Annotated in this window: 28 protein-coding genes and 1 rRNA gene; 1 reads left to right on the plus strand and 28 read right to left on the minus strand. The window is 35.6% G+C overall.

Features of this window, described 5'->3' with window-relative positions; translation table 11 throughout:
- Nucleotides 1-6: 6 nt before the first annotated feature.
- The 18 genes from ABH959_RS28300 to metG form a co-directional block, all read right to left on the minus strand.
- Entirely contained in the window at nt 7-1,608 is a 1,602-nt protein-coding gene (locus tag ABH959_RS28300) for a putative polysaccharide biosynthesis protein (RefSeq protein WP_404493477.1), read from the minus strand.
- A 231-nt stretch (nt 1,609-1,839) separates the two neighbouring features.
- A complete protein-coding gene (gene spoVT / locus ABH959_RS28305) occupies nt 1,840-2,376 on the minus strand; it encodes a stage V sporulation protein T (protein WP_002009670.1) in 537 nt (178 codons plus the stop codon).
- 135 nt (nt 2,377-2,511) lie between these two features.
- Nucleotides 2,512-6,042, minus strand: a complete 3,531-nt coding sequence (mfd, locus tag ABH959_RS28310) for a transcription-repair coupling factor (protein WP_113938525.1) — start codon at nt 6,040-6,042, stop codon at nt 2,512-2,514.
- A 105-nt stretch (nt 6,043-6,147) separates the two neighbouring features.
- Nucleotides 6,148-6,372, minus strand: coding sequence for an anti-sigma-F factor Fin family protein (locus tag ABH959_RS28315; RefSeq protein WP_002091576.1), 225 nt, complete (start codon nt 6,370-6,372; stop codon nt 6,148-6,150).
- Between the two features lie 70 nt (nt 6,373-6,442).
- Complete coding sequence (gene pth, locus ABH959_RS28320; RefSeq protein ID WP_002144538.1) at nt 6,443-7,003, minus strand: aminoacyl-tRNA hydrolase; 561 nt, start codon at nt 7,001-7,003, stop codon at nt 6,443-6,445.
- A 72-nt stretch (nt 7,004-7,075) separates the two neighbouring features.
- Nucleotides 7,076-8,029 carry a ribose-phosphate diphosphokinase gene (locus ABH959_RS28325; protein ID WP_002091580.1) on the minus strand — a complete coding sequence of 318 codons (954 nt, stop codon included), beginning with the start codon at nt 8,027-8,029 and terminating at the stop codon, nt 7,076-7,078.
- Between the two features lie 18 nt (nt 8,030-8,047).
- Nucleotides 8,048-9,427 (minus strand): bifunctional UDP-N-acetylglucosamine diphosphorylase/glucosamine-1-phosphate N-acetyltransferase GlmU, encoded by a 1,380-nt coding sequence (gene glmU / locus ABH959_RS28330; RefSeq protein WP_002091584.1) that lies wholly within the window; start codon nt 9,425-9,427, stop codon nt 8,048-8,050.
- A gap of 325 nt (nt 9,428-9,752) precedes the next feature.
- A complete protein-coding gene (gene spoVG, locus ABH959_RS28335; RefSeq protein ID WP_000454042.1) occupies nt 9,753-10,046 on the minus strand; it encodes a septation regulator SpoVG in 294 nt (97 codons plus the stop codon).
- Between the two features lie 152 nt (nt 10,047-10,198).
- Complete coding sequence (locus ABH959_RS28340; RefSeq protein WP_000869819.1) at nt 10,199-10,573, minus strand: RidA family protein; 375 nt, start codon at nt 10,571-10,573, stop codon at nt 10,199-10,201.
- 123 nt (nt 10,574-10,696) lie between these two features.
- Nucleotides 10,697-11,545, minus strand: coding sequence for a pur operon repressor (gene purR, locus ABH959_RS28345; RefSeq protein WP_002091587.1), 849 nt, complete (start codon nt 11,543-11,545; stop codon nt 10,697-10,699).
- A 54-nt stretch (nt 11,546-11,599) separates the two neighbouring features.
- Nucleotides 11,600-12,469, minus strand: a complete 870-nt coding sequence (ispE, locus tag ABH959_RS28350) for a 4-(cytidine 5'-diphospho)-2-C-methyl-D-erythritol kinase (protein WP_012260164.1) — start codon at nt 12,467-12,469, stop codon at nt 11,600-11,602.
- A gap of 196 nt (nt 12,470-12,665) precedes the next feature.
- Nucleotides 12,666-12,845, minus strand: a complete 180-nt coding sequence (sspF, locus tag ABH959_RS28355; protein ID WP_002094215.1) for an acid-soluble spore protein SspF — start codon at nt 12,843-12,845, stop codon at nt 12,666-12,668.
- Nucleotides 12,846-12,937: 92 nt separating this feature from the next.
- Nucleotides 12,938-13,201, minus strand: a complete 264-nt coding sequence (gene veg / locus ABH959_RS28360) for a biofilm formation stimulator Veg (RefSeq protein WP_002009653.1) — start codon at nt 13,199-13,201, stop codon at nt 12,938-12,940.
- Nucleotides 13,202-13,439: 238 nt separating this feature from the next.
- Nucleotides 13,440-14,303: a sporulation peptidase YabG gene (gene yabG / locus ABH959_RS28365; protein WP_113938526.1), complete on the minus strand. Its 864-nt coding sequence runs from the start codon at nt 14,301-14,303 to the stop codon at nt 13,440-13,442.
- Nucleotides 14,304-14,420: 117 nt separating this feature from the next.
- Nucleotides 14,421-15,299 carry a 16S rRNA (adenine(1518)-N(6)/adenine(1519)-N(6))-dimethyltransferase RsmA gene (gene rsmA, locus ABH959_RS28370; RefSeq protein ID WP_002091590.1) on the minus strand — a complete coding sequence of 293 codons (879 nt, stop codon included), beginning with the start codon at nt 15,297-15,299 and terminating at the stop codon, nt 14,421-14,423.
- On the minus strand, nt 15,296-15,853 hold the full coding sequence (gene rnmV / locus ABH959_RS28375; protein ID WP_002029323.1) for a ribonuclease M5: 558 nt from the start codon (nt 15,851-15,853) through the stop codon (nt 15,296-15,298). Before rnmV ends, rsmA begins: the two co-directional genes overlap by 4 nt.
- Nucleotides 15,854-16,113: 260 nt before the next feature.
- The gene (locus ABH959_RS28380; RefSeq protein ID WP_113938527.1) at nt 16,114-16,881 is read right to left on the minus strand and encodes a TatD family hydrolase; all 768 of its coding nucleotides are present in this window, start codon (nt 16,879-16,881) and stop codon (nt 16,114-16,116) included.
- A 165-nt stretch (nt 16,882-17,046) separates the two neighbouring features.
- Nucleotides 17,047-19,029 (minus strand): methionine--tRNA ligase, encoded by a 1,983-nt coding sequence (gene metG / locus ABH959_RS28385; RefSeq protein WP_235661827.1) that lies wholly within the window; start codon nt 19,027-19,029, stop codon nt 17,047-17,049.
- Between the two features lie 520 nt (nt 19,030-19,549).
- Between metG and ABH959_RS28390 the strand changes: the two genes are divergently transcribed.
- The gene (locus ABH959_RS28390; RefSeq protein WP_000843037.1) at nt 19,550-19,834 is read left to right on the plus strand and encodes a transition state genes transcriptional regulator AbrB; all 285 of its coding nucleotides are present in this window, start codon (nt 19,550-19,552) and stop codon (nt 19,832-19,834) included.
- A 20-nt stretch (nt 19,835-19,854) separates the two neighbouring features.
- Here the strand turns inward: ABH959_RS28390 and rsmI are convergent, their stop codons facing one another.
- The 10 genes from rsmI to rrf all read right to left on the minus strand — a co-directional run.
- Entirely contained in the window at nt 19,855-20,730 is an 876-nt protein-coding gene (gene rsmI / locus ABH959_RS28395) for a 16S rRNA (cytidine(1402)-2'-O)-methyltransferase (RefSeq protein ID WP_219300699.1), read from the minus strand.
- Entirely contained in the window at nt 20,699-20,989 is a 291-nt protein-coding gene (locus ABH959_RS28400) for a GIY-YIG nuclease family protein (protein WP_002130207.1), read from the minus strand. The genes rsmI and ABH959_RS28400 overlap by 32 nt, the downstream gene beginning before the upstream one ends.
- The gene (locus ABH959_RS28405; protein WP_002138893.1) at nt 20,976-21,716 is read right to left on the minus strand and encodes a tRNA1(Val) (adenine(37)-N6)-methyltransferase; all 741 of its coding nucleotides are present in this window, start codon (nt 21,714-21,716) and stop codon (nt 20,976-20,978) included. The genes ABH959_RS28400 and ABH959_RS28405 overlap by 14 nt, the downstream gene beginning before the upstream one ends.
- Nucleotides 21,717-21,836: 120 nt before the next feature.
- Nucleotides 21,837-22,187 (minus strand): DNA replication initiation control protein YabA, encoded by a 351-nt coding sequence (gene yabA / locus ABH959_RS28410; protein ID WP_002009639.1) that lies wholly within the window; start codon nt 22,185-22,187, stop codon nt 21,837-21,839.
- 14 nt (nt 22,188-22,201) lie between these two features.
- Nucleotides 22,202-23,029 carry a PSP1 domain-containing protein gene (locus ABH959_RS28415; RefSeq protein WP_002009637.1) on the minus strand — a complete coding sequence of 276 codons (828 nt, stop codon included), beginning with the start codon at nt 23,027-23,029 and terminating at the stop codon, nt 22,202-22,204.
- Between the two features lie 5 nt (nt 23,030-23,034).
- Entirely contained in the window at nt 23,035-24,018 is a 984-nt protein-coding gene (gene holB, locus ABH959_RS28420) for a DNA polymerase III subunit delta' (protein WP_113938530.1), read from the minus strand.
- 35 nt (nt 24,019-24,053) lie between these two features.
- Nucleotides 24,054-24,680, minus strand: coding sequence for a dTMP kinase (gene tmk, locus ABH959_RS28425; RefSeq protein WP_002009634.1), 627 nt, complete (start codon nt 24,678-24,680; stop codon nt 24,054-24,056).
- Nucleotide 24,681: 1 nt separating this feature from the next.
- The gene (locus ABH959_RS28430) at nt 24,682-26,103 is read right to left on the minus strand and encodes an aminotransferase class I/II-fold pyridoxal phosphate-dependent enzyme (RefSeq protein ID WP_113938532.1); all 1,422 of its coding nucleotides are present in this window, start codon (nt 26,101-26,103) and stop codon (nt 24,682-24,684) included.
- 79 nt (nt 26,104-26,182) lie between these two features.
- Entirely contained in the window at nt 26,183-26,362 is a 180-nt protein-coding gene (locus tag ABH959_RS28435; protein ID WP_002091596.1) for a sigma factor G inhibitor Gin, read from the minus strand.
- Nucleotides 26,363-26,561: 199 nt separating this feature from the next.
- A 5S ribosomal RNA gene (gene rrf / locus ABH959_RS28440) occupies nt 26,562-26,653 on the minus strand; the annotation flags it as partial.

Genomic DNA, 26,653 nt, shown 5'->3' on the forward strand with positions numbered 1-26,653 from the left:
TCACCTCTATCCACTCTTCTTCAATGAACCTTCTTTTTTCTCTTGTTTCATAACGGTTCCTAATTCTTCTTTTGTAAATACACGTAATTTTAAAATTAAAAACATATATGCTAATCCGCCGATAGCTACACCTAGCAGCGCTTCAAGCGTCGCAATTCCTCTATGTCCTGTATCAATTACTAATCCAGACATTCGCAACACACGCATAAAGATTATTAATACAAACCCCATACAGATACCACTAATAACTACACCTAACATATTCCGCTTATCAATAAGCGGATCTGATACAGCTCGCATAAGCAACACACTATTTAGCAAGGCAATTACAATAAGCGCAACTAAAGTTGCAATTGCAGCTCCCTTCACACCAAAATAAGGCATTAATATATAGTTTAAAGCTAGCTTCAAACAACCTCCAAATACAACGAATATTGCTGGTTTTAATGTTTGTCCCAACCCTTGCAAAATAGAAGCAGTTGTAATTGACAATGAGCTAAATAAAATAGATAAAGATAAAATCGATAACACATCTGATCCATCACTATTTTCAAACAACATAATATTTGTAGGTTGAATAATACAAGTTAATCCAATAGCAGCTGCAAATCCAATAACGAATGTTATTTTCATTGCTAACTTTACCTTTTCTTGAATAAAAGAAAGATCTCCTCTTTCTTTCGCCGCTGTAATAATAGGAATAAGTGACAATGAGAAAGAAGTTGTCACAACAGTACCTAATTGCATAAGCGGGATACTTCTATCATAAACACCTTTTAGTACCTTTGCATTTTCAACTTGCTCTCCCGCACGAATAAGCAAAGTATACAAGGAAATAGAATCCGCCATTTGTATAAAAATAAGGACTAAATTACTAACACAAATCGCTAATCCCTGCCAAAAAAGGATTCGAACAATCCCTTTTTTATTTCTAATTCCCTTCCATCCTTTGAAGAAAATAGCATGGAAATCATGACGCATATAAAGTAAAAGTACGATAATCCCAATAAGCCCGCCTGCAATTGAACCTAGCATGGCACCCGCACCAACTGTATATAAATCAAATCCATGAGCAATAAGGAATAGTGATAAAAATACAATAATAGAAACACGAATCGTTTGTTCAATTACTTGCGAAACAGCCGTCGGCATCATATTATTGAAACCTTGAAAATATCCTCTCGCTACAGATAAAAATGGCATTAGTAGGAATGAAAACGAAATAACACGTAATAATTTATCTAAATGTATATCGCCCATAACCGATGCAATTGTTTTGGCCCCAAAGAATAATGTGAAAAATCCTATAAAGCCAATTCCTAATAAAAACCAAAAAGATACACAAATAATTTCTTCTGCTTCTTTTTGTTTTCCTCGTTCTAATCTTTCTGCGACCATTTTTGAAATAATAATGGGAAACCCATAAGTAGCTAAAATCAAACAAAATCCATAAAACGGATAAATTTGTTGGTAAATATAAAAACCAACATCACCCGCTATATTTTGATATGGAATACGGTAAAAAGCGCTTAATACCTTCGTAACAAAACTTGCGATTGTTAATATAATAGCCCCACGCCAAAAGGCTTGGTACTTCTTCGCTTCCATACAAGAAAACTCCTTTTTCTATTCTCACCCCTCGTATTATATCACAAAGAAAAACTGGCTCTCCTTCATATTCCTTACATTCACTGACTTCTTTCAACAGCAAAAATATTCAATGAAAAAAGGTAGCAAAGCGCTACCTTCGTTCAATATACTTATATCTCCAAATAGTTAATTTCTCAAATAGAAATATCATAATTAGGAAAGATTGCTACTTATAGAAATTACACTTCGCTACTGCTCCATTTGTTTCGCTAAAAAGCTTGCAGCTGTATTTACTGATTTATGCTCTACTTCACTTATAATAGCCTCTTTAGAGAAGATAACGACAGCTCCGATTGGATCTCCATTTGCAATAATCGAGCCAATTGTATAAGAGCTCACTTTTTCTGTTACTCCATCAATAATTGAAATTTCGCTTTCATCTGTCATAATTACAGACTTACGCTCTTCCATTGTCTTCTCAATTAAATCGCCAACACTTTTATTTAAGTATTCTTTTTTAGATGCGCCTGCTACTGCGATAATAGAATCACGATCGCATACAAGCACATTATGTCCTAAGCTATCGTATAAAGCTTCCGTATATTCCTTTGCAAAATTACCTAGTTCACTAATTGGAGAATATTTTTTCAAAATCACTTCTCCATCGCGATCAACAAATATTTCTAGTGGATCTCCCTCACGAATACGTAAAGTTCTACGAATTTCCTTCGGAATTACTACCCTGCCTAAATCATCAATTCGACGTACGATTCCAGTTGCTTTCATTCTAATGCTGCCTCACTTTCTACTGATGATCAAAGTGGTGAATTTACCTGTTCATGTAAAAATCACCAACTATTAAACATAGTATTTTACACATTAGTTCTTCTATGCACGTCGAATTGTATTTTTTATCTTATATTAGGCATTTATTACTTCTTTTTTTACATCTGGCAAGCCTTTTAATAAATTTTCAGCAATTGTTAACCATTTCGACGTCTCTAATCCATTCGTTTTCATCACAATTTTCAATTGTGACCCCTCCATACCAAGACCGATCATACGGCCAAAACTACTTCCTAGCATGAATAATTTTCCACCATCTATATTTTGGCTCGCTTGTTCAGAAAACAGGAATGTTACTTCAAATTTATTTTGCTTAATTAACTCAATTTGTTCTTTCATTGCCAACACTTTAATGTTTGCAATTTGTAATAAATAACCAACTTCTTGTGGATAATCACCAAATCTGTCGATCATCTCTTCCTGCAACTCTTCAATATCTTCAATTGCAGAAATACCTCTAAATTGTTTATACATCATAATTTTTTGTTTACTATCTGAAATGTACGCATCCGGTAAATATGCATCTACTTCTAAATCAATTTCAACATTAACGGTATTTTCAACTCCGTCTGTTCCTCTACGTTGCTCAATTGCATCTTTTAACATTTGAGAATATAGATCAAATCCAACAGAATCAATAAATCCATGTTGTTCTGCCCCTAACAAATTACCCGCACCACGAATTGATAAGTCTCTCATCGCAATTTTGAAACCAGATCCAAGCTCTGTAAACTCTTTAATTGCTTGCAGACGCCTCTCTGCAACTTCCGATAACACTTTATCACGTTTGTATGCAAAGTATGCATACGCGACGCGATTAGAACGTCCAACACGACCACGAAGCTGATACAACTGTGATAATCCCATACGATCTGCATCAAATACAATTAATGTATTTACATTCGGAATATCTACACCCGTCTCAATAATTGTTGTACTTACAAGAACATCATGCTGCCCTTCTAAAAACGATAGCATAACAGACTCTAATTCACCTTCATTCATTTTCCCATGTGCGTATGTTACACGAGCATCTGGAACCAACATCGAAATTTCATCTGCTTTTCTTTCAATATCCTCCACACGGTTATATAGGAAGTAAATTTGACCGCCTCTTGCCAACTCTCGCTCTATCGCTTCTCGCATTAACGCCGGATTATACTCTACTACATATGTTTGTACTGGGAAACGATTCTCTGGTGGTGTCTCAATAACAGATAAATCGCGCACACCAAGCATAGACATATGAAGTGTACGTGGAATCGGAGTTGCCGTTAATGTTAACACGTCAACATTTGCTTTCAATTGTTTAATTTTTTCTTTATGTGTAACGCCGAATCTCTGTTCTTCATCAATAATAAGAAGTCCTAAATCTTTATAAGTAACATCTTTAGATAAAATACGATGCGTTCCGATTACAATATCCACCGTTCCATCTTTTAAACCTTTAATCGTTTCATTTTGTTGTTTTCGTGTGCGGAATCTACTTAGTAACCCTATATTAATCGGGTAATCTTGAAAACGCTCTCGAATTGTTTCATAGTGTTGTTGTGCAAGGATTGTTGTTGGTACTAAAATCGCAACTTGTTTTTCATCCATAATTGCTTTAAATGCCGCACGAATAGCTACTTCAGTCTTTCCATATCCTACGTCACCACAAAGAAGCCTATCCATCGGACGTCCGCGTTCCATATCTTTCTTAATCTCTTCAATAGAACGTAATTGATCCTCTGTCTCTTGATATGGAAATAAAGATTCAAACTCTTGTTGCTCTGCCGTATCTGGTGTATATGCATAACCTTTTGAGGCTTCACGCTCGGCATATAATTTAATTAGGTCATCTGCAATGTCTTGTACAGATTTTTCAACTTTCGTTTTGACCTTCTTCCAATCATTTCCGCCTAATTTATAAACTTTTGGTTCCTTACCTTCAGACCCTACGTATTTTTGCACTTGATCAATTTGTTCAATTGGAACGTATAACTTATCATTACCTTGATATTTAATATTTAAATAATCTTTATGAACACCATTAATCTCTAATGTCTCAATACCTAAAAATTTACCTATACCATGATTTACATGAACTACATGGTCTCCAACTTTTAATTCCGAATAACTTTTAATACGTTCAGCGTTAGATAACTTTTGCTTACGTTGTGATTTTTTAACCTTCTTATGAAAAAGCTCCTTTTCAGTAATGACAACAAACTTTTGCATCGGCATTTCAAAGCCTGCATGTAAATCACCTACAGCAATTTGTAACCTTCCAGGCAATAAGATATCTGTCGCCTCTACAATGTCTGCATCAATATCATAATCACTTAAAATATGTTGTAGTTTTTTTACACGTTCATCATCTGTTCCAAGCACAACGGTCGTAAAATTACCTTCATTCCATCTATCAATTTCAGTTTTTAACAAATGCATCTGTCCGTGGAAATCTTGCATCGTTTTACATGTCACATTCACAATATTTTGAGGATGTGTGTGTGCTATATGGCGTAAGAATAACGTTAAATATACAAAACTTCTTTTTTTATTATGAAGAAACTCCTCAAACGAGTGGGAGAAAGATAAATCCTGAATAATTGTTCCTTCGCCAAGAAGTGAGATATACCATTCCGCTTCTTCTGTTTCAAGATGTGATGCTGTTTCTTGAATACGGGAAATCTCATCTAAAATCACAACACCATTTTCTGGTAAATAATCTATCAGACTAGCAGGTTCTTTATAGAAAATAGATAAATATTTAAACATTTGTTCTATACTTTGCCCGTTTTTCAACATTTCAAGTTCATGACTAACCGTCTCAAGCACAGTAGTCTTTAATTTATCATCGGAAAGCTTTTGCATCGTCTTAGTCAAACCTTCTTCAAGATGCTTAATTCCCGATTTCAATTCTTCCTGTGAAAATAAAAACTCTGTTGCCGGACCAAAACGAACACTTTCCCTTTTATCTTGAGAGCGCTGTTCTTCCACATCAAATAATCGAATAGAATCAACCTGTGTATCAAAGAATTCAATACGAAATGGTAATTCTTCAGTTAATGGGTAAATATCTAATATTCCCCCGCGTAGACTAAAATCTCCTGGAGCTTCTACCATCGACTTACGCTCATAACCAATATGATGTAAGGTATGCAAGAGTGCATCTAAATCAATCTCTTGCCCTAGATTGATTTCAATTTGCCTTTGCTTCCATAATTCTTTTATTGGTAAAAACCTACGCAGCCCTGCAACTGGCGCTACAATAATCCCATTCTCTCCTGCAGCTAAGCGATTTAACACTTCAATACGCTGTGCCTTCAATTCTGGACTTGCAACACCAACCTCCGATGCTATCAATTCATTTACCGGATATAGCCAAACATCTTTTTCACCAAGTAACGCCACTAAATCTTCATGTACTTTTTGTGCTTGGTATAAATTGTGCGTCACGATAAGTTGTGATTGCTTTGTCTTTTTATATAAAGCTGCCATTAATAAAGAACGAGAGGATGTTGCCATACCCGATACAAGTTGTTCTTTCAACCCATTTTCTAGCCCATTAATAACCGATTGTATTTCTTCATTTTTATAAAATTGCTCTAATAAACCTATCATTTTCAAAACTCCTCTCAACATAAAGAGCAAGTTACTATATTTTATGCAAATATTTTGGAAAAAGAAAACAGAAAAATGCTTTGGACACGCCAAAGCGACAACATTTTATTGCAGAAATTTTTCATATTCATAATACTCAGGATAAGATGCGAGCGTTTCTTGACACGATTCACAAATCGTTTTTATATATATATTTCCATTCTCATGAAAATGAATCATATCCACTACTTCTTGCTCTGTTAGTTGAAACAAAACGTCGCTATATACTTTTTCTGCGATAATGGAGCCCACATTACTTCCACAATGTCTACAGTAATAATAACCTTCCATACTAGCCTCCTAAATATCCAATTGCTACTAGTATGGGATAAAACAAAATAAAATATTCCAGATTGTGCGCTTAACTATTAAAAGTATTCATGATTTGGAGAAAAGGTTTATTTAACCATTCCTCACATGCATCTGCTGCATTTTCAATGGATTGATTAACGCCAGATATTTCTTCAGATGTAAAGCGTCCTAATACGTAATCCACTACTTTCATCCCATTTTTCGGACGATCGATTCCCATGCGGATACGTTGAAATTCTTGTGTTCCTAAATGTGAAATTGTTGATTTCACACCATTATGTCCACCCGCACTACCTTTCATGCGAAGGCGTAATTTACCTACAGGAATATCTAAATCATCGTACATAACAATGAAGTCCTCGACATCAATTTTATAATAATCCATGAGTGGACGGATACTTTCCCCAGATAAATTCATATATGTAAGTGGCTTTAGTAAGATTACTTTTTCCCCATTAACAAAGCCTGCGCCAAATACCCCTTTAAACTTTTGTTCATTCAAAGAAATACTCCAACGTTTTGCAAGTTCATCGATTGCCATAAATCCAATATTATGCCTTGTTAATTCATATTCTCTACCTGGGTTCCCAAGTCCTACTATTAATTTCATTCTTGTACCACTACTTTCTTTTTTCGATACGAAAAGACGTAACCAAGCTTGGTTACGTCTCATTCTATCCAATTAATTGAATAATACACTTACAGATTCTTCTTCGTATACACGAATGATTGCTTCTCCGATTAATGGAGCAACTGAAAGTTCATGTACTTTATCAATTTTCTTCTCTTCTGGTAATACGATAGAGTTCGTTACAACTAACTCTTTAATATTCGAATTTTGAATACGCTCAATTGCTGGACCAGATAATACTGGGTGTGTACAGCAAGCATATACTTCAGAAGCACCGTTCTCAACAAGAGCGTTTGCCGCTAATGTAATTGTACCAGCTGTATCAATGATGTCATCAATTAAAATTGCTGTTTTGCCTTCGATGTTACCGATAATGTTCATTACCTCAGATACATTCGGACGAGGGCGACGCTTATCAATAATAGCGATTGGCGCTTTTAGGCGATCCGCCATTTTTCTAGCACGCGTTACACCACCGTGATCAGGAGATACGATTACGATATCTTTAAGGCCTTTTGCTTCAAAGTAGTCTGAAAGAATCGGTACACCCATTAAGTGGTCGATCGGGATATCAAAGAATCCTTGAATTTGCGGAGCATGTAAATCTAGAGTGATTACACGAGTTGCACCTGCTGTTTCAAGCAAGTTTGCTACAAGTTTCGATGTAATTGGTTCACGAGAACGCGCTTTACGGTCTTGACGCGCATAACCATAGTAAGGAATAACAATATTAATTGTTTTTGCAGATGCACGTTTTAATGCATCAATCATAATAAGTAATTCCATGATATGTTCGTTTACTGGGAAGCTTGTAGATTGAATAATGAATACATCGCAACCACGGATACTTTCTTCAATGTTAATTTGAACTTCTCCATCACTAAAACGATCAACAGAACATTTTCCTAGTCCTACTCCAATATGCTTTGCGATTTGCTCAGCAAGTTCCTTATTAGAGTTTAAAGAGAATACTTTCAAATTAGAATTTAGATATTGAGTCGACATCTAGATTAACCCTCCACATTATGATTTTTTCTTATTCAGCAATTGATCAACATAGTCTTCTTTGTTAACTTGACGTGCACGTGCTACTGATAATGCTTTTGATGGAACATTCTCTGTTATTGTAGAGCCTGCTGCCACATAAGCACCATCTTCAACTGTTACAGGAGCAACAAGGTTTGAATTACATCCAATAAATACCCCGTTACCAATTACAGTTTTAAATTTATTCTTGCCGTCGTAGTTCACCGTAATTGAACCACAACCAAGATTCACGTCTTCTCCAACTTGTGCATCCCCGATATAACTTAAGTGTGAAGCTTTACTTCTATTACCAAAAACAGTTTTTTTGATTTCTACGAAGTTTCCAACGCGCACTTCATCTCCAATAACTGAATCTGGGCGAATATGTGCAAATGGACCAACTGATACTTCTGTACCAAGTTTGCTGTCATGTACAGTAGATTGACGAATTACCGTACGATCTCCAATTTCACTATCGCGAATTACTGTATGCGGTCCAATTTCACAATCAGAACCAATTACAGTGTTCCCCTCAATAACCGTTCCTGGGTGAAGGACTGTATCACTACCAATAATTGCATCCGCAGAAATGTATGTGTTACTTGGATCAATAATTGTAACACCATTTACCATGTTCTTTCTGTTGATACGATTTTTCATAATAATTTCCGCTTGCGATAGAGCGACTCTGTCGTTAACACCTAACGTTTCATCGAAGTGCTCTGTTTGATAAGCTGATACAATATGACCTTCATTTTTTAAAATTTCAATAACGTCCGGAAGGTAATATTCGCCCTGTACATTATCATTTGAAACTTTAGAAAGTGAAGCAAATAAAGCTTTATTATCAAAACAATACGTACCTGTATTGATTTCTTTAATAGCTAATTCTTTTTCATTCGCATCCTTATGCTCAACAATCTTTTCAACATGACCATTCTCATTACGAACGATACGGCCATATCCAGCAGGCTCTTCTATGTACGCTGTTAGTACCGTCGCCATTGCTCCCGCTTCTTCGTGTTGCTGAAGTAATGCTTCCATCGTTTCAGCAGTTATTAGAGGTGTATCACCACAAATAACTAAAGTTGTTCCCTCTTCATTTGCAAGTACACTTGCAGCTTGATCGACAGCATGAGCTGTACCAAGTTGTTCTGCTTGTAATGCAAACTCACTTACGTTTCCTAGCTGTTCTTGTACCTTTTCAGCACCATGTCCAACGACTGTTACAAGTTTCTGCAATCCTAATTGAGATACTTCATTGACTACATGTTGTACCATTGGTTTTCCACATACAGGATGCAGCACTTTGTATAGCTTGGACTTCATACGTGTGCCTTTACCTGCAGCTAGAATCACTGCAAATCTGTTTGACATATAGACCCTCCATCGCAACCTATTTATCCATTAACGATATTATCCTAAATCATCATATATTTCAAGAAACACATTATAACTATTAAATTTTACCATAATTCTTATAAGATGTTTTACTCTTTAGTATCTTTTTTAAGGAATAAGCTATACTATTTTAAATAAAGATGAAAAAATTAGAAGTTTTTCATCTTTATTTTTTCAAAATATGAATTTTTATAATTAGAAACGTGTATTATTCAAAAAAAAAACAAACTCCTGTAAATGCTTACAGGAGTTTGCTACAAAATTATAAGACTTTCTTTCAAAAGCCCTTTTCATTCGAATTTTACGAAGCGCCTGCTTCTTCAAACTCAACCTCTTCTAACTCGCCTAAACGATGATACTCTGTTAAAACCGCATCTTGAATTTTAGAGCGTGTATTAGAATTAATTGGATGTGCAATGTCACGGAATTCTCCATCTGGAGTACGTTTACTTGGCATTGCTACAAATAATCCATTATTACCATCAATTACACGAATATCATGAACAACAAATTCATGGTCTAGAGTAATAGAGGCAATTGCTCTCATGCGGCCTTCTGTGTTTACGCGGCGTAATCTTACGTCAGTCACTTCCATCTTGTGTTCACCACCCTTTTCTAAATAAGCGATATATTTGTATAAATTCCACAAATTTTCTATTTTCCCTTTAATTTTTTAAAAATTTTTAAGATAAAAATTTTTATTGTAGTTGAATATAAGGATTAGTAGAGGTTATCGCTTACAAAGAGTTACTTAACTAGGGCAATTACTTCGATTTCAACAGAAACATCTTTCGGTAATTTTGCTACTTGTACACAAGAACGCGCTGGTTTATGAGTAGAGAAATAAGAACCGTATACTTCATTAACAGCATTAAAATCATCCATATCCTTCAAGAATACTGTTGTTTTTACCACTGTATCAAATGAAGCACCTGCTTCTGCTAATACCGCTTGTAAATTTTCAAATACTTGCTCTGTTTGTACTGTTACATCTCCTGTTACAAGTTCTCCACTTGCCGTTAACGGAATTTGTCCTGAACTATAGAACATATTATTTACAATAATCCCTTGTGAATATGGTCCGATTGCCTGTGGTGCTTTGCTTGTTTGAACAACTTTCATACTTTTCACCCTTTTATTATTTATTTTTACTCTTTAAAAATAGTGTACCAAAGGCAGTTTGTCCATCTATTTTGTAATTTATAAATAGGAATAAAAAAAGGTAAAGCTATCTGCTTTACCTTTTTACTCAGCCTCTACAAGCCCTTTATCAAATGGTGCAAGTGCATAATTCCCCTTTTCCACTTGAATCGCTTTTTCTTTCACATCAACTTCTGACAAACGAATTAATGATACAAAGTTATTAATAAGTCTTTCTTCAATATCCGTAGACTCTACTAATACGCCAATCCCAACAACATTAGCTTTAAACTCTTCTAGCATGCTCATCATACCTTGAATGGTTCCGCCAGCTTTCATAAAGTCATCAATAATTAAAACATTGGACCCTTCTGGAAGGCTACGCTTTGCTAAAGTCATCGTTTGGATTCGCTTAGAGGAACCTGATACATAGTTAATACTAACAGTGGGTCCTTCTGTTACCTTATTATCTTTTCTCGCAATTACTACCGGTACATCTAAGTAGTTCGCTACTGCATAAGCAAGCGGAATTCCTTTTGTCGCTACCGTCATAACCGCATCAATTGGTTGCCTAGCAAAAACAGAAGCAAATAAACGACCTGCGCCATTAATCTGGCGAGGATTACTTAAAAGATCCGTCATATATAAGTAACCGCCAGGCAAAATACGGTCTGGGTTTTCAAATAAGCTACAAAGCTCGTTAATAATCAGATTTGCCTCTTCTTCACTTATATAGGGAATATATTTCACTCCTCCTGCTGCTCCTGGTACCGTTTGCAATGTGCCGACACCTTGTTGTTCAAACGTTTGCTTAATTATAACCAAATCTTCACTAATGGAAGATTTAGCCGATTGATACCTTTCAGCAAAAAAAGTGAGAGAAACTAGCTGACGAGGATTTTGTAACAAGTAATACGTCAGATCGACCAATCTTGTACTTCGTCTAATTTTCATACCCTCACCTCAAATCACGAATATTCTAAACAAATCATAACGTATTATACGTCTTTATTCAAGCGTTTCTCGCTCTCCTAATAAACGCACTGCATATACTTGCTCGCAAAATCCTTTTAACCCGTTATATATGCGGTGCATTCGCGAATCATGGTGTACAAGACCAAATACAGTTGGGCCACTTCCACTCATTAATACGGCATCTGCCCCAAAGCGTTTCATCTGTGATTTAATACGTGCAACCTCGGGATGCATCGCAAACGTCACATCTTCTAAAACGTTACCAACAGTATCACAAATCCCTTTATAATCGCCATGGTTAATGACTTCAACCATTTTATCTACATTTGGATGAGTAACACGATTTAATTTTAAATTTCCGTACACGTCAGCAGTAGATACACCAATGTGGGGCTTTGCTAAAACAACCCAACAAGAAGGCGGAGTCTTTATATGTTCAATTTCTTCTCCTCTTCCAGTGGCAATAGCAGTTCCACCATATACACAGAACGATACATCTGACCCAATTTCTGCGCCAAGCTTTGCTAATTCATCGATTGTTAGCCCTAAATTCCATAACTTATTAAGGCCACGTAATGTCGCTGCTGCATCACTACTTCCACCTGCTAATCCAGCGGCTACTGGAATCGTTTTTTCAATAGTAATAGACACACCTTTTTTTACATTAAACTTCACTTTTAATAATTTCGCTGCTTGATAAGCTAAATTGCGTTGGTCGTCTGGGACATACCGATTATGGGACAAAATTTCAATACGGTCTTCTGCTAATTCCGTTAGCTCTAAACGATCTGCCAAGTCGATTGTTGTCATAATCATTTTCACTTCATGATATCCATCTTGTCTTTTTCCCAGTACATCTAACGACAGATTAATCTTTGCTGGTGCTTTCACTAGTAGCTTCAATCTATTCACCCACTCTATGTACTCAATCTTTTATCGTTTATTTTACCATAAATTTATAGTAAGACGATGACACTTCCCTAATTATATCGAAAAGCATTCAGAATGAAACTACTTATGTCAAATGATGGCACCTTTTAGCGTGCAAAAAGCCGAGGAATCTCTCCTCGGCTACCGTAGCATAGAAAGTATCTTACAACTACTGGTTTCGTTTCATTAATTGCTGTTCTGCAATTTCTATAGCACGTTTCACCATATTACCAGCATCTTTCGCACGAATTCCGCCCCATCCTTCTTTCTGAACAACATCATAAAAGCCAAGCTCTTTTGCAAGCTCTTCTTTAAATTGATTTGACATGACTCCTCTTCGTCTACTCAATGCAGAGTCCCTCCTTATTTTGCTACGGTATAATTAGTATGCAAAATAATATAGCTTTTCATTTATGGGAATATATGTAACAAAAAAATACATTAATTATAAAATACTTCATTTTGAGATTCATCGTAAAATGTTAGCTCTACTGTCTCTGTTAAAACATCTGCATAACTATAAGATACACGTTGCAATGCATCTTCTTGCTGGTCTAATTGTACAACAAACACAGAACGATACGTTTCTGCAAGTACACCTGATTGCTCCACAGTTTTTCTTCTCCCACTATTTGCCTTTAACATAAGTCGCTGTCCAAGATGGTGATCTAATTCGCTTTTAATTTCATCTAAACGTTTTGACATATACTTTGCTACACCTCGCTGTAATTTAGATTGAACACTTAAAACACGATATATCTATCCCAATTATTAACCGCAATTCACAGACAATATCATTATAAAAGCATCATGCGTTCAAATAGATAGAAGAAATACTATATTCTAAAAGTATCATTGTATAGTCTGCACGTTCTTGACGCTTTTTATCCAGACTCATTTAAATCATTTCCACATAAAAAAGCAAGATACGTATGTACCTTGCTCATTCGTCATAATGTTGAAAGGGCAATCCTGTTCGTAAAATCCCTCTTGTTTCAATTCCGCCTAGTCCCTTTTCGCCAGTAATTGTATTACGCACAACGTCCCATACATTTACTCTTTCCATAAATGAAGTGAAACTAATTTTGCCAACTACATATACAGGATCTAGAGCATGAATGTTAATTCTAGACGGTGAACTAGCAAAATTAGCACCTGCCCGAATCAACGCCTCAAAGTGTGATTGACAAGCCCCAGCAAAAATAACGAGTTGATCCAATGATGGATATTTTTTTCGCACTTCTCGAACAGCCTGTACAAAATGTCTAGAATGTCTATATGCTGCTAAATCTCCCATAACTCCTTTTGACTTTGTATATGCATCATGTCCTGTAATAACTAAAATGTCTGGGCGAAAATGATCTATTAAGTCTACTACCTTTTCATGCATCTCCGTTTCCTTACAATGAATACCTTGAACAGGAACGCCTATTTTATTATATAAATCTAAGCACTTGCGCAAATATAAAGGATCTCCATCTATATGCAATACACGTCCTGGCATTTGAAAATAATTCACTTCACTTGTATATCCACCAGTTGAAGTATGTTCATGTCTTTGTTTCATCAACACGTAATCTTGCTGAAACAACCGGTAAGTACGCTCCATCGTTTCTGTTTCACGCTTCACTCTATTTTTATGTTCTCGTTGATCTATACTAACTAAATCTGCAAGTGGTGCATCCGCCACAAGTCTAATTTCCTCTCCAAATAATATTGCCATATCGCCTTTTATTTCTATAATACGAAAAAGAATATCCCTATTATGAGAATATCGTTCAACTAATTCTCCAACATGTAAAGCCATTCTCCTACCTCCAAACTCCAAACTCGTTAGGCCATCTTACCTGTTTTTAAAGTATGAATTTAGGAACGGAAAGGTGACAAAAGGGACAGCTCAAGTTGAACTGTCCCTTTCATATTCTTATGACAATTTATGAAGAATTAATGCATTACTTAATGTTGCAAACTCTTCGATAGATAGCGTTTCGCCTCTTCGCTTCGGATCAATTCCTACTTCTGTCAAAATTCGATCCAACAGCTCTTTATCTTTCGGGAAACCATTTAAATTATTTGATAAATTATTCATTAAAGTTTTACGACGCTGTGCGAAACTTGCTCGTACTACTTCAAAGAAGAAAGTTTCATCTGTCACTTCTACAACTGGTTTAGGACGCTTTAGAAGACGGATAATCGCAGAATCAACATTTGGTTGTGGCACAAACACTGTACGCGGTACAGTCATAACTGTTTCTACCTCTGTATAATACTGAATGGCAATTGATAAAGAACCATACTCTTTCGTTCCTGGTTTAGCAGCTAAACGATCCCCAACTTCTTTTTGCATCATAACAACAAATCCACGAACCGGTAATTTTTCTTCGAGCAATTTAAATAAAATTGGCGTTGTAATATAGTATGGTAAGTTAGCTACTACCATTACATCTTGTCCTTCTTCAAATTGCTCACTAAACACTTCATGTACATCTGCTTTTAGTACATCTTTATTTATAACTGTAACGTTGCTATATGGAGCTAACGTCTCGTCTAAAATTGGTAATAATCTCTGATCAATTTCAAAAGCCACTACTTTTTTAGCACGCTTTGCCAATTGCTCTGTTAACGCACCGATACCTGGTCCAATTTCAATTGCGCCACTTTCTGAACCGATTTCTGCGTGATCAACGATACGATTTAATACATTCGTATCAATTAAAAAATTTTGTCCTAAACTTTTTTTAAATGAAAATCCATACTTTTCAACAATGTCTTTCGTACGATTTGGCGTTGCGATATCCTTCATTTTTTTTCCTCCTGTATTACTTGCTTATAAGCTTCTGCAAATGATTCCTTTGAAACCTGAAACATTTGTAAACGTTTATGTAACTGTTTTGCGTTTGTATAACCAATCTTTAATAGCTTACCCACTCTTTCTCTGCGACTCTTTGCCATTTCTCCGCCCACTAAGCCCGCATCGACTAGATCACTCCAACTAATTTCACTTGTGTAAGCTTCCATTTCTTCATGTATATTCTCTAAAGCACGGCGAATCGACTCATTAGAAGCATGTTCGATTCCAACACCTTTTTTCCTTTTAGCAAGTGCTTCTTCCTTCGTTAAAAAAGCATGCTTACATCCAGGAACCTTGTCAGAAATAATTTTTCGAATACGCTCTCCAGGATAATCCGGATCTGTGAAAATAATAACGCCTCGTTTTTGCTGCGCTAATTTAACTTGCTCAATAACGTGATCACCGATTGCTGAACCGTTCGTTTCGATTGTATCCGCATCAACAGCACGTTTAATCGCAACTGTATCATCTTTACCTTCTACAACGATAATCTCTTTAATTTTCATGCTTGCCTCCACACTCTTTTCATCTCTACTTAGTAAAACAAAAAAATGACGACTTTTCCATTATTATTTTCCCAATCTTACATTTTAAAAAGTAGAAGAGAAAAATCTTTGTTCACTATCCTTATTGTAACACTTCTATCTCCATCTTAATTTATCCGCAGTATTTCTACACTTATGTTATGCGTAAATAGTGGGTTCTTATCACTTCTATTATCTCTCTTCTCAAAAAACAAAAAAAGAATGGGACTCCCCATTCTTTTTTATTCAACACCAAATAAGGCCTTGGCATTCTTTGTTGTTACTTGTGCTACTTCGTCATAAGAAATTCCTTTTAAATTCGCAATTTCTTCTGCTACCAGTTTTACATAACTAGGTTCATTTCGTTTCCCTCGAAATGGATGTGGTGTTAAATACGGGCAATCTGTCTCTATCAATAATTTTTCTAACGGAATCTCCATAGCAACTTCTTTCGGTTTCTTGGCATTTTTAAATGTTACTGGCCCACCTAATGAAATTAAAAAGTTCATATCGATACATCGCTGCGCTACTTCTACACTACCGCTAAAGCAATGCATAATGCCCCCTACTTCAGCTGCATTCTCTTCCTCTAGGATATCAACAATATCTTGAGTTGCATCGCGGTTATGTATAATAATCGGTAATTTCACCTTTTTCGCTAATGCAATTTGTTTACGGAATACTTCCTTCTGTATTTCTTTTGGAGACTTATCCCAGTGATAATCTAATCCCATTTCCCCAATTGCAACTACTTTAGGATGAGCCGCTAATTCTTCTAACCAAGCTAAATGTTCTTCTTTCATATCAATTGCATCAACAGGATGCCATCCAACTGCAGCGTAAATAAAATCATAAGCCTCTGCTAATTCAATTGCTTTCTTTATCGTTACTTCATCAAATCCAACAACAACTGTATATGTAACTCCCGCTTCTTTCATTCTCGCGATAACTTCTTGTAAATCTTCTTCAAATTGCTCTGCATTTAAATGTGAATGTGTATCAAACAACATAATAAATAACTCCTTTTATATTGAAATCAATTCTCTCATAGAAAAACTACACTCTTTCTAACTTAACGATAACAATACTTCAATTTTAATGCAAAAAACGGAATGTAAAAAGAAAAAAGACGCTTCACCAATGTTACACGTGAAACATCTCTTTTCTTGTCTCAATTACTTGATTTTTGTACCATTTGGTAAATTCTGGTCAATTGATGCTAATGACAATACGCCATTCTCTTCACCTGCTAAAATCATACCTTGTGATAATTCACCACGTAATTTTACAGGTTTTAAATTCGTTACACAAATAACCTTTTTACCTTTTAGTTCTTCTGGGGAATAGAATTTAGCAATCCCAGAAACCACTTGGCGCTTCTCTGTACCTAAATCAAGCTGAATTTTTAACAACTTATCTGCTTTTTTCACAGGTTCAGCGGATATTACTTCAGCTACTCGTAATTCTACTTTAAAGAAATCATCAATTGTAATTTCTTCTGCCTTTGGTTCTTCTGCTTTTTTCTCTTCTACTTTAGGAGCAGAACCTTGCATTTGTTCTTTAATATATCCCACTTCTACTTCCATTTCCAAACGAGGGAAAATTGGGTTTCCTTTTTCTACTTTTGTTCCAGCTGGAATACATCCAATTGTAGATAGGCTTTCCCAAGATTTATGCGCCTCTTCAGTAAGTCCAAGTTGAGCAAACATCTTACTTGGTGCTACTGTTAGGAATGGCATAAGCATAATACCTGTTTGACGAAGTACCTCAGCTAAGTGGGACATTACAGACGCAAGTTTTTCACGATCATTCTCATCCTTCGCTAATACCCACGGCTGCGTTTCATCAATATATTTGTTCGTACGGCTAACTAATTGCCAAATGGAACTTAGCGCTACAGAGAATTCCATATTCTCCATTGCCTCTTCTACTTTTTTCAATGTATCTTCGGCAAATGTCACTAACGTTTCATCGAACTCAGTTACATTTGCTTTAAATGCAGGGATTTCCCCGTTAAAGTATTTATCAATCATAGCTACTGTACGATTTAATAAGTTACCTAAATCATTCGCTAAATCAAAGTTGATTCGTTCAACAAATCCTTCTGGTGTGAATACTCCATCAGATCCAAATGGAACTTCGCGAAGTAAGTAGTAACGCAATGCATCTAATCCGTAACGATCAATTAATGTAACTGGATCTACTACGTTTCCTTTTGACTTACTCATTTTTCCATCCTTCATTAAAATCCAGCCATGAGCAAAGACTTTCTTCGGAAGTGGTAAATCTAAAGCCATTAAAATAATTGGCCAATAAATTGTGTGGAAACGAACGATTTCTTTCCCAACTAAATGGACATCTGCTGGCCAGAATTTTTTATACTTCTCTTCATTTTCTGTTCCATATCCTAATGCAGTAATGTAATTAGACAACGCATCTACCCATACGTAAATAACGTGTTTTGGGTTACCTGGAACACGAACTCCCCAGTCAAATGAAGTACGAGAAACCGCTAAATCTTCTAATCCTGGTTTAATGAAGTTATTAATCATTTCATTTTTACGGGACTCCGGCTGAATGAAATGAGGGTTATCTTCATAGAACTTTAATAGTCGGTCTACATATTTACCCATTCTAAAGAAATAAGACTCTTCGCGAACAAGTTCTACAGCGTGACCACTATCTGGGCTTTTTCCACCAACTACTTTGTCACCTTCCATAATTGGATCTACTAATTGATGCGCTGTATAGAATGTTTCATCTTGTACAGAATACCAACCTTCATATTCATCAAGATAAATATCGCCTTGATCTACTAGCTGCTTGAAGATTTTCTCAACAACATCTTTATGACGATCTTCAGTTGTACGAATAAAATCATCATAAGAGATATCCATCTTCTCCCAAAGTTCTTTAATCCCTGATACAATGTTATCCACATATGCCTGTGGTGTAACATTTAGTTCTTCTGCTTTCTTTTGGATCTTCTGTCCATGCTCATCAGTTCCTGTTAAATAATGAACATTGTATCCTTGCATACGCTTATATCGTGCCATCGCATCTCCTGCTACTGTCGTATAAGCATGTCCAATGTGTAACTTTCCACTTGGATAATAAATTGGGGTAGTAATATAAAAGGACTTATTTTCCTCTTTCATCGTTTTGGACCTCCCGAATAACCTCATATGTATTTATAAACAGTATATCAAAAACTCATATATAAAGTGAAACTTTAATCCGTGGAGAGGGTTCATCCCCCATGGATTATTAGCCCACACCAATCGGGCTTTTACGAGCAGCCCGACTCCCACTTAACTTCTTTGCTCCGGCTAAATTTTGAAGTGGGAGTCTTACTGCTCGCAAATAGCGGGATAAAAACGAGTTAATGCTCGATATCTTTATCATCTATTACTCATATTCAAAAAAATATACAATATATTTCCCGAAAAGTATAAACATTACAAAAAACAATACAAAACAATTGTAGAAATGACTTACATTCTATCATATATAAGAAGTATAAAAATCTATAAATCTTTTTTTAAAATATAGAATTTAATAATTGACGGAAATGTAAATGATTGGTATCATATGTCCATAGGGTATTTTGTCGAAAAATGACGAATCAAAAAAATAGACTCGAAACTTATAAACTATTTATTTAGGAGGAAAAGAATTATGAAATCTACTGGTATCGTTCGTAAAGTTGATGAATTGGGTCGTGTAGTAATTCCAATCGAATTACGCCGTACTTTAGGTATTGCAGAAAAGGATGCTCTTGAAATCTACGTTGATGATGAAAAAATCATCTTAAAGAAATATAAACCAAACATGACTTGCCAAGTAACTGGTGAAGTATCTGATGGTAACCTATCTTTAGCTGAAGGTAAAATTATCTTAAGTAAAGAAGGCGCTGAACAAGTCTTAAACGAACTTCAAGATTATATCGAAACAGCAAAATAAGCTTCTCAATTATGAGAAGCTTATTTTTTATCCACATGATAGATTTGATATACGTCTCGTTTCGACAAATCTCGGTCTTTAGCGACTGTTTTTATCGCTTCTTTTGAATTCATACCTTTTTCATTTATATAATGTTCAATATGATTATATACTGAAATAGCTTCCCACCATTTTTCTTCTGGAGTAGGTTCTTCTGTTGAACCTGCTACTAAAATACAAAATTCACCACGAACTTCATTTTGCTTCGTCCACTCAATCGCTTCTTCAATTGTTCCACGAATAAACTCTTCAAATTTTTTCGTTAGCTCACGACATAATACGATTTCCCTATTTCCTAATACTTCTTGCATAGAGATTAAAGTATCATCTAAACGATGTGGCGCCTCATAAAACATCATTGTAGTTGGAATATAGCGTAGTTTTTCTAATTCAAGCTTACGTCCCTTTTTATTTCTTTGCAGGAAACCATAGAAATAAAAATGTTTTGTCTCAAGTCCTGATGCAATCAATGCTGTAAGGGCTGCATTTGCCCCAGGAAGCGGGATAACATGATATTGTTCTGCTACAGCCTCTACAACGATATCATAACCAGGATCTGAAATACATGGCATACCTGCATCGCTCACAATGGCTACAGTCTTACCTTCTTCCAACTTATCTAAAATTTTCCGTCCACTTACTCCTTTATTATGCTCATGATAACTCATAACTGGTGTTTCAATTTCAAAGTAATTACAAAGTTTCTTCGTTTGCCTTGTATCTTCCGCTGCAATAATGTCTGCCTCTTTTAAAATTCGGATTGCACGAAATGTCATATCCTCTAAATTTCCGATTGGAGTCGGTACTAAATATAAAACTCCCTTTTCATTTTGCTGAAAGCTTTTTTGCTGCCACATAGCGTTCTCCTTTTTGCATATATTCTTCTTTTTTTTTCCTCGTTAACTGCTTAAAGTGATACTCAGCTTGCATAGCCGTTCGTTTATCCTCGTGATCCTCTACATATTTTAAAACAACTGGAAGTCTAGCGCGTGTATATCTAGCACCTTTTCCACTATTATGGGTCTGAATCCGTTTTTCTATATGATTCGTGTATCCAGCATAATAACTTCCATCAGAACACTCCACCACATAAAAACAATGCTTATTCTTCTCCATATAAAATTGAACGAAGCTCCTTTGTATATTCATTGTTTTCTTCATATACAAAAAGAGGTGGTAAGATTTTTAAATCAGCATTCCCATCCTTAATTCCTTCAATTAACAATGTATTCGCTTCTTTACCAGCCTTAGGATAAACAAATCGCACACGTTTCGGTTCAATTTTGTATTTACGCATTAATGTGACGATGTCGAGCAAACGACCTGGACGATGTACAAATGCTACTTTCCCACCCTGTTTCACTAGCTGGCTACTTGCGTATACAACATCTTCTAGTGTGCACATAATTTCATGACGAGCTATCGCTAAATGTTCATTCATATTCTTCTCAGAAGTTTGTGGTGTTTGAAAATAAGGAGGATTACATGTTACAACATCATATTGATGACGTCCAAGTTTCTCCGGCATATCTTTCAAATCTCCATGGATTAAATGAATTCTTTCTTCTAAATTATTGTATTGAACGCTTCTTATTCCCATATCATATAAGCGCTCTTGAATTTCTACACCTGTAATTTTCCCTTTTGTCCTTGTACTTAATAAAAGAGGGATAACTGCGTTACCTGTACACAAATCAAGTAAATTACCTTTTTGAATTGGCACCCAAGCAAAATCTGCAAGTAAAACAGCATCCAAAGAAAAATTAAATACTGATGGACTTTGTACAATCTTCATATCTTGCGCTAATAAGTAATCTAAACGCTCATCTTCATATAAATTCATATATTGCTCCCTTTCTTACACTTAACCTATCCTATTTCATCTTCTATTAATGTAAAAATAAATTTCATTCTACTCTCATGTATAAAAAATTACCTTTCCAATTATATTGGAAAGGTAATCTCACTTTTTATTTAAAAATGACAGACAGAATAAACAATCTCCCTCTTTACGTACACTTCCATAATGTAGATTGCAAATATGAAAACCTTCTTGATATAGTCTCGCTAGATTATCGTAGCCTTCACCAATATCTGTCTTCGCCTTCATTTCTTTGCGTTTTTGAGTTTTTTGTTTTTCCTTGTTCTGCACTTCTTCAAAACGATGTCGCAAATTTTCATTTTCCATTTTTATATGTTGGTTTTCTTCCAATAATTCTGCAAGATGTTGTTTTAATTCCCCCAACTGTTTGTATAAATGTCCAATTTGCTCTTCCATACTAGAAACCGATGCAAAAATATCCTTTTTCTCCACAAGCACCCACCTCATTAATCTGTGGTTTGACTCGAAACGACCCCTTTATTCATTAATTCATCTAACGTATATTCTACTATCCGTTCCTTGTCTACTAGTTCCACTTGAATTAATCTTTCTAAAATATTTAATCCGATAACACGGCCAGTACCGTGCGGTGTTTGTATACGTTGATCTAAATCAGGAAGTTGTTCCTTTGCTGCCTCATATTCATCATTCTCATATTTTAAGCAACACATTAAGCGACCACATAAACCAGAGATTTTTGCAGGATTTAATGATAAATTTTGATCCTTTGCCATTTTAATGGATACAGGTTCAAAATCTCCTAAAAAAGTAGAACAACAAAGCATACGACCACATGGACCAATACCACCAAGCATTTTTGCTTCGTCACGAACGCCGATCTGTCTCAGCTCAATTCTTGTCCTAAAAATTGCCGCTAAGTCTTTCACTAGTTCCCGGAAATCAATCCGGCCATCCGCAGTAAAGTAAAAAATAATCTTATTACGATCGAACGTATACTCTACATCTACAAGCTTCATATCAAGATTATGTTCTCCTACCTTTTGTTGACAAACTTGATATGCTTCTTTCGCAGCATGCCTATTCTCTTCAACAATGGTACGATCATTTTCATTTGCAATACGAATAACTTTTTTTAGCGGTAATACAACGTCATTTTCATCAACTTGCTTTTTGGTAATAACTACTTTTCCGTACTCAATACCTCTTACCGTTTCTACAATTACAAACTCATTTTCTGAGATATCGAACTGATTTGGATCAAAGTAATATACCTTTCCGGCCTTCTTAAAGCGAACACCTACTACATCATACAAAACGGTCATCCCTCCTGCAACCGCAACACTAACTGTTCGAACACAAGCTGCGCATTTACATTAGCGTTGATTCTATTTTTTGCCTCTAATATATTAAAGAGAGCTGATACAATGCGCTTCTGAGCATAAGAAAAGGATTCAAACATCTCTTTCTGCTCATGAAAAACAAGACGATCTTCTTCTCCAAGTTGAACATATAATAAATCCTTATAAATAAGGAGTAACATATCTAAGCCTTGCTGTAATTGTTCTTTCTCTCCAAAGTGCTTCCCCCATTTTTCTTGTACAAAAAAAATAGAGGCCTTATCTTTTTCGAGCGCTTCACATAATTTTATCACTAAAGCTCTCGCTTGTGCAAACCATTCATCATTACACATTAATAAAGCTTCTTCAAAACTATTTGTAAGCTGCGCAGCAAGTGTAGATAAAGAAACTGTAATACCTTCTTCCTCTAACCTCTTAATTAAAGATTCTGTAGGCAACGGCCTAAACGTAACAACTTGACAACGAGATAAGATTGTATTTAAAATCTGATGACTTTGTTCAGTAAGTAAAATAGCTGTTGTATCACTACTTGGTTCTTCTAAAAACTTTAAGAGCGTATTCGCTGCATTTGCTGTCATACGATCTGCATGCTCAATAATATATACTTTTTTATTTGCTTCTAATCCTGTTTTTGAAAACTCTTCTTGTAAATCATGAATTTGCTGTTTTTTAATAGATAATCCATCTGGTTTTACAATATGTAAGTTTGGGTAGTTACCTGAATCAATTCGGCGACAATTCGTACATACATGACAAGGCTCTACACCATTTCTTTGTGAACAGAGAAAACTTTTTGCCATTTGAATTGCTGTGGCGAACTTCCCAGTCCCTTTCCCTCCCTCTAACAAGTAAGCGTGGGATATACGCTCTTTTGCAATGCTATTCATCAACATTTTGACACCGATGGGCTGTATAACAGAAAGCTGCTCCCACGTATTTATCATACTGCATACCTCACTTATTTCATTCTTTCCTTCTATTATAACAATTTATCTTCTATAATCTGAACAACTTCTTCTATAAGTTTTTTCATTGGTTGATCAGCATTTACTAATACAATGCGATTAGAGAAACGCTCTACAACTTGTAAATACCCTTCACGCACACGTTTATGGAAAGAGATATCTTCCATATCTAGTCGATTTACTTCACGTCCTGCATCTTTTCCAATTCGTGCTAAACCTACCTCTGGCTCAATATCTAAATAGATTGTTAAACTAGGCATACAATCTTCCGTTGCGAAACGATTAATTTCAAATACTTTATCCATACCTAAGCCCCTTGCATATCCTTGATATGCTAAAGAGCTATCTATAAAACGATCACATAGTACAAGATAGTTTTCCTCAAGTGCTGGCATAACTTTTTCCACTAAATGTTGTCTACGTGCAGCAGCATATAAGAGCGCCTCTGTACGTGCTTCCATCATCGTATACTCTTGTTTATGTAAAATTGTTCTAATATCTTCAGAAATTGCAATACCACCCGGTTCTCTGGTCGCCATTACCTTTTGTTCCTTTTGCTCAAAATATGGTAATAAACTTTTAATTAATGTTGTTTTACCCGAACCTTCTGGCCCTTCAATTGTTACAAATAATCCCTTCATCCTAAAACCTACTTTCTATATCATACACGTTCATATATTTCGTGCTACCTTGAAAACGAGCCCCTGTTTTCTCTAAATGAGTAATTTGCTTTGTATGTTCTTGAGTAATTCTCTCTCCATACATGATCAATGGAATTCCAGGTGGATACGGAATCACCATTTCTGCAGCTATCATACCAACGGCTTCTTCTATAGATACTAACTTCGTTTCGTATCTCTCTAATTGTTTATACGTATACGGTAAAGAGGAAATCTCCCCTTTATAAGTATAACGAATTGATGCTGTCTTGTCTTTTACCTTATATTGCTGCATAGCTAATCGAATGATCTCTATGGCTTTCATATACCCCTCATTTACTTGTAACGGCAATATAAGTAGGACGTTATATGGATCTGCCATTTCCGTATATATACCGACTTTTTCAAATACAGACTGTAATTCATACCCCGATAACTGACAGCGAGTTTGCACCGTAACTTTTAATTCATCTTGCGATGGATATTGCAAAATGGCTATTTGTGGGATAGATCGCAATCCTTCTTTAAATCGGCGTAAAAACTCAACGATTTCATCATGACCCTCTTCCTTTATAACTGCTATTGCAAAACGTGCTATATCAAGAGAAGCCATAATTGGATACGATGGGCTACTAGATTGTAGCATACTTAAATAGGAGGAAACTTTTTCTTCGCTCACCAAACGGCTATTTATATGTAAATAAGATCCCATTGTCATCGCAGGTAATGTTTTATGTGCGGAATGAACCACAATATCCGCACCATAAACTAATGCTGACTTCGGGAAGGGGTCCCCTATACAAAAATGCGCCCCATGGGCTTCATCTACTAGAACAGGAATTTTATGTGCATGTGCGTAAGCGATACTTGCCTCTAAATCAATGCCCATACCATAGTAATTAGGATGTGTTAAAATAAGTGCTTTTGCATTTGGATACTTTGTAATTGCCTCCTTAATAACTTCATCACGAACACCTACTGGTACGTTATATACTTCATCAATCCATGGATTTAAAAAGACCGGATTCGCCCCTGCTAATTTCAAACCATTAATGATCGATTTATGACAATTTCTTTGTACGAGGACAATATCATGTTCGCCGCAGCAAGATAAAATCATTGCTAAATTTCCAACTGTTGAACCATTAATTAAAAAATAACTTTTGTGCACGCCGTATACTTCAGCTAATAATTGCTGTGCTTCATCTATACATTCAAACGGGCTATGTAAATCATCTAATCCTGTTAACTCTGTTACATCAATTGATAATATGTCCTTAAACCCCCCTGAAGCTTTCTGAGGGAAGTTTAAACCATTCTTATGACCCGGAACATGAAAAGATAGTAGTCGCCTTTCTTTAAATTCTATTAGCGCCTCATATAAAGGCATACGATTTTGATTCATATATATCTCTTCCTTATTATTCATTGTGTATCTATTATACAGATATTAGGGCAAAAAAAATAATAGGCATAATGCCTATTTAAAAATATGATACTTCTAATTTTCGCAGTTGTTTTAAATAATGTATATACTTCGGGTCATTTGTCTCAGTATTCACCAGATTTCTTTCGCACTCGTAACATATTAAATTATTATATACATATATTCCTTCCCCTCTTTTTGTCTCACAAACGATGCAAATTTCACTTGGTAATTTCATAATCTTTCCTCCCTTTTTAAATAAACATATTATATACCTCTATTCCTTAACAAATTTCTGGAAAATATACATCAATTTCTTATATAATATGATTTATTCTTGGGCAACGTGTTTGTATTACTTATGTATTCCCTTTACTTCTTTCATGTACCGTTTAAAAACAAAAAAACACAAGTCAAAAGACTTGTGTTTTTATCTTGCTTGGCGACGTCCTACTCTCACAGGGACAAGGTCCCAACTACCATCGGCGCTAGAGAGCTTAACTTCCGTGTTCGGTATGGGAACGGGTGT

The sequence above is a fragment of the Bacillus sp. RC51 genome (assembly GCF_044908115.1).
Taxonomy (GTDB): Bacteria; Bacillota; Bacilli; order Bacillales; family Bacillaceae_G; genus Bacillus_A; species Bacillus_A mycoides.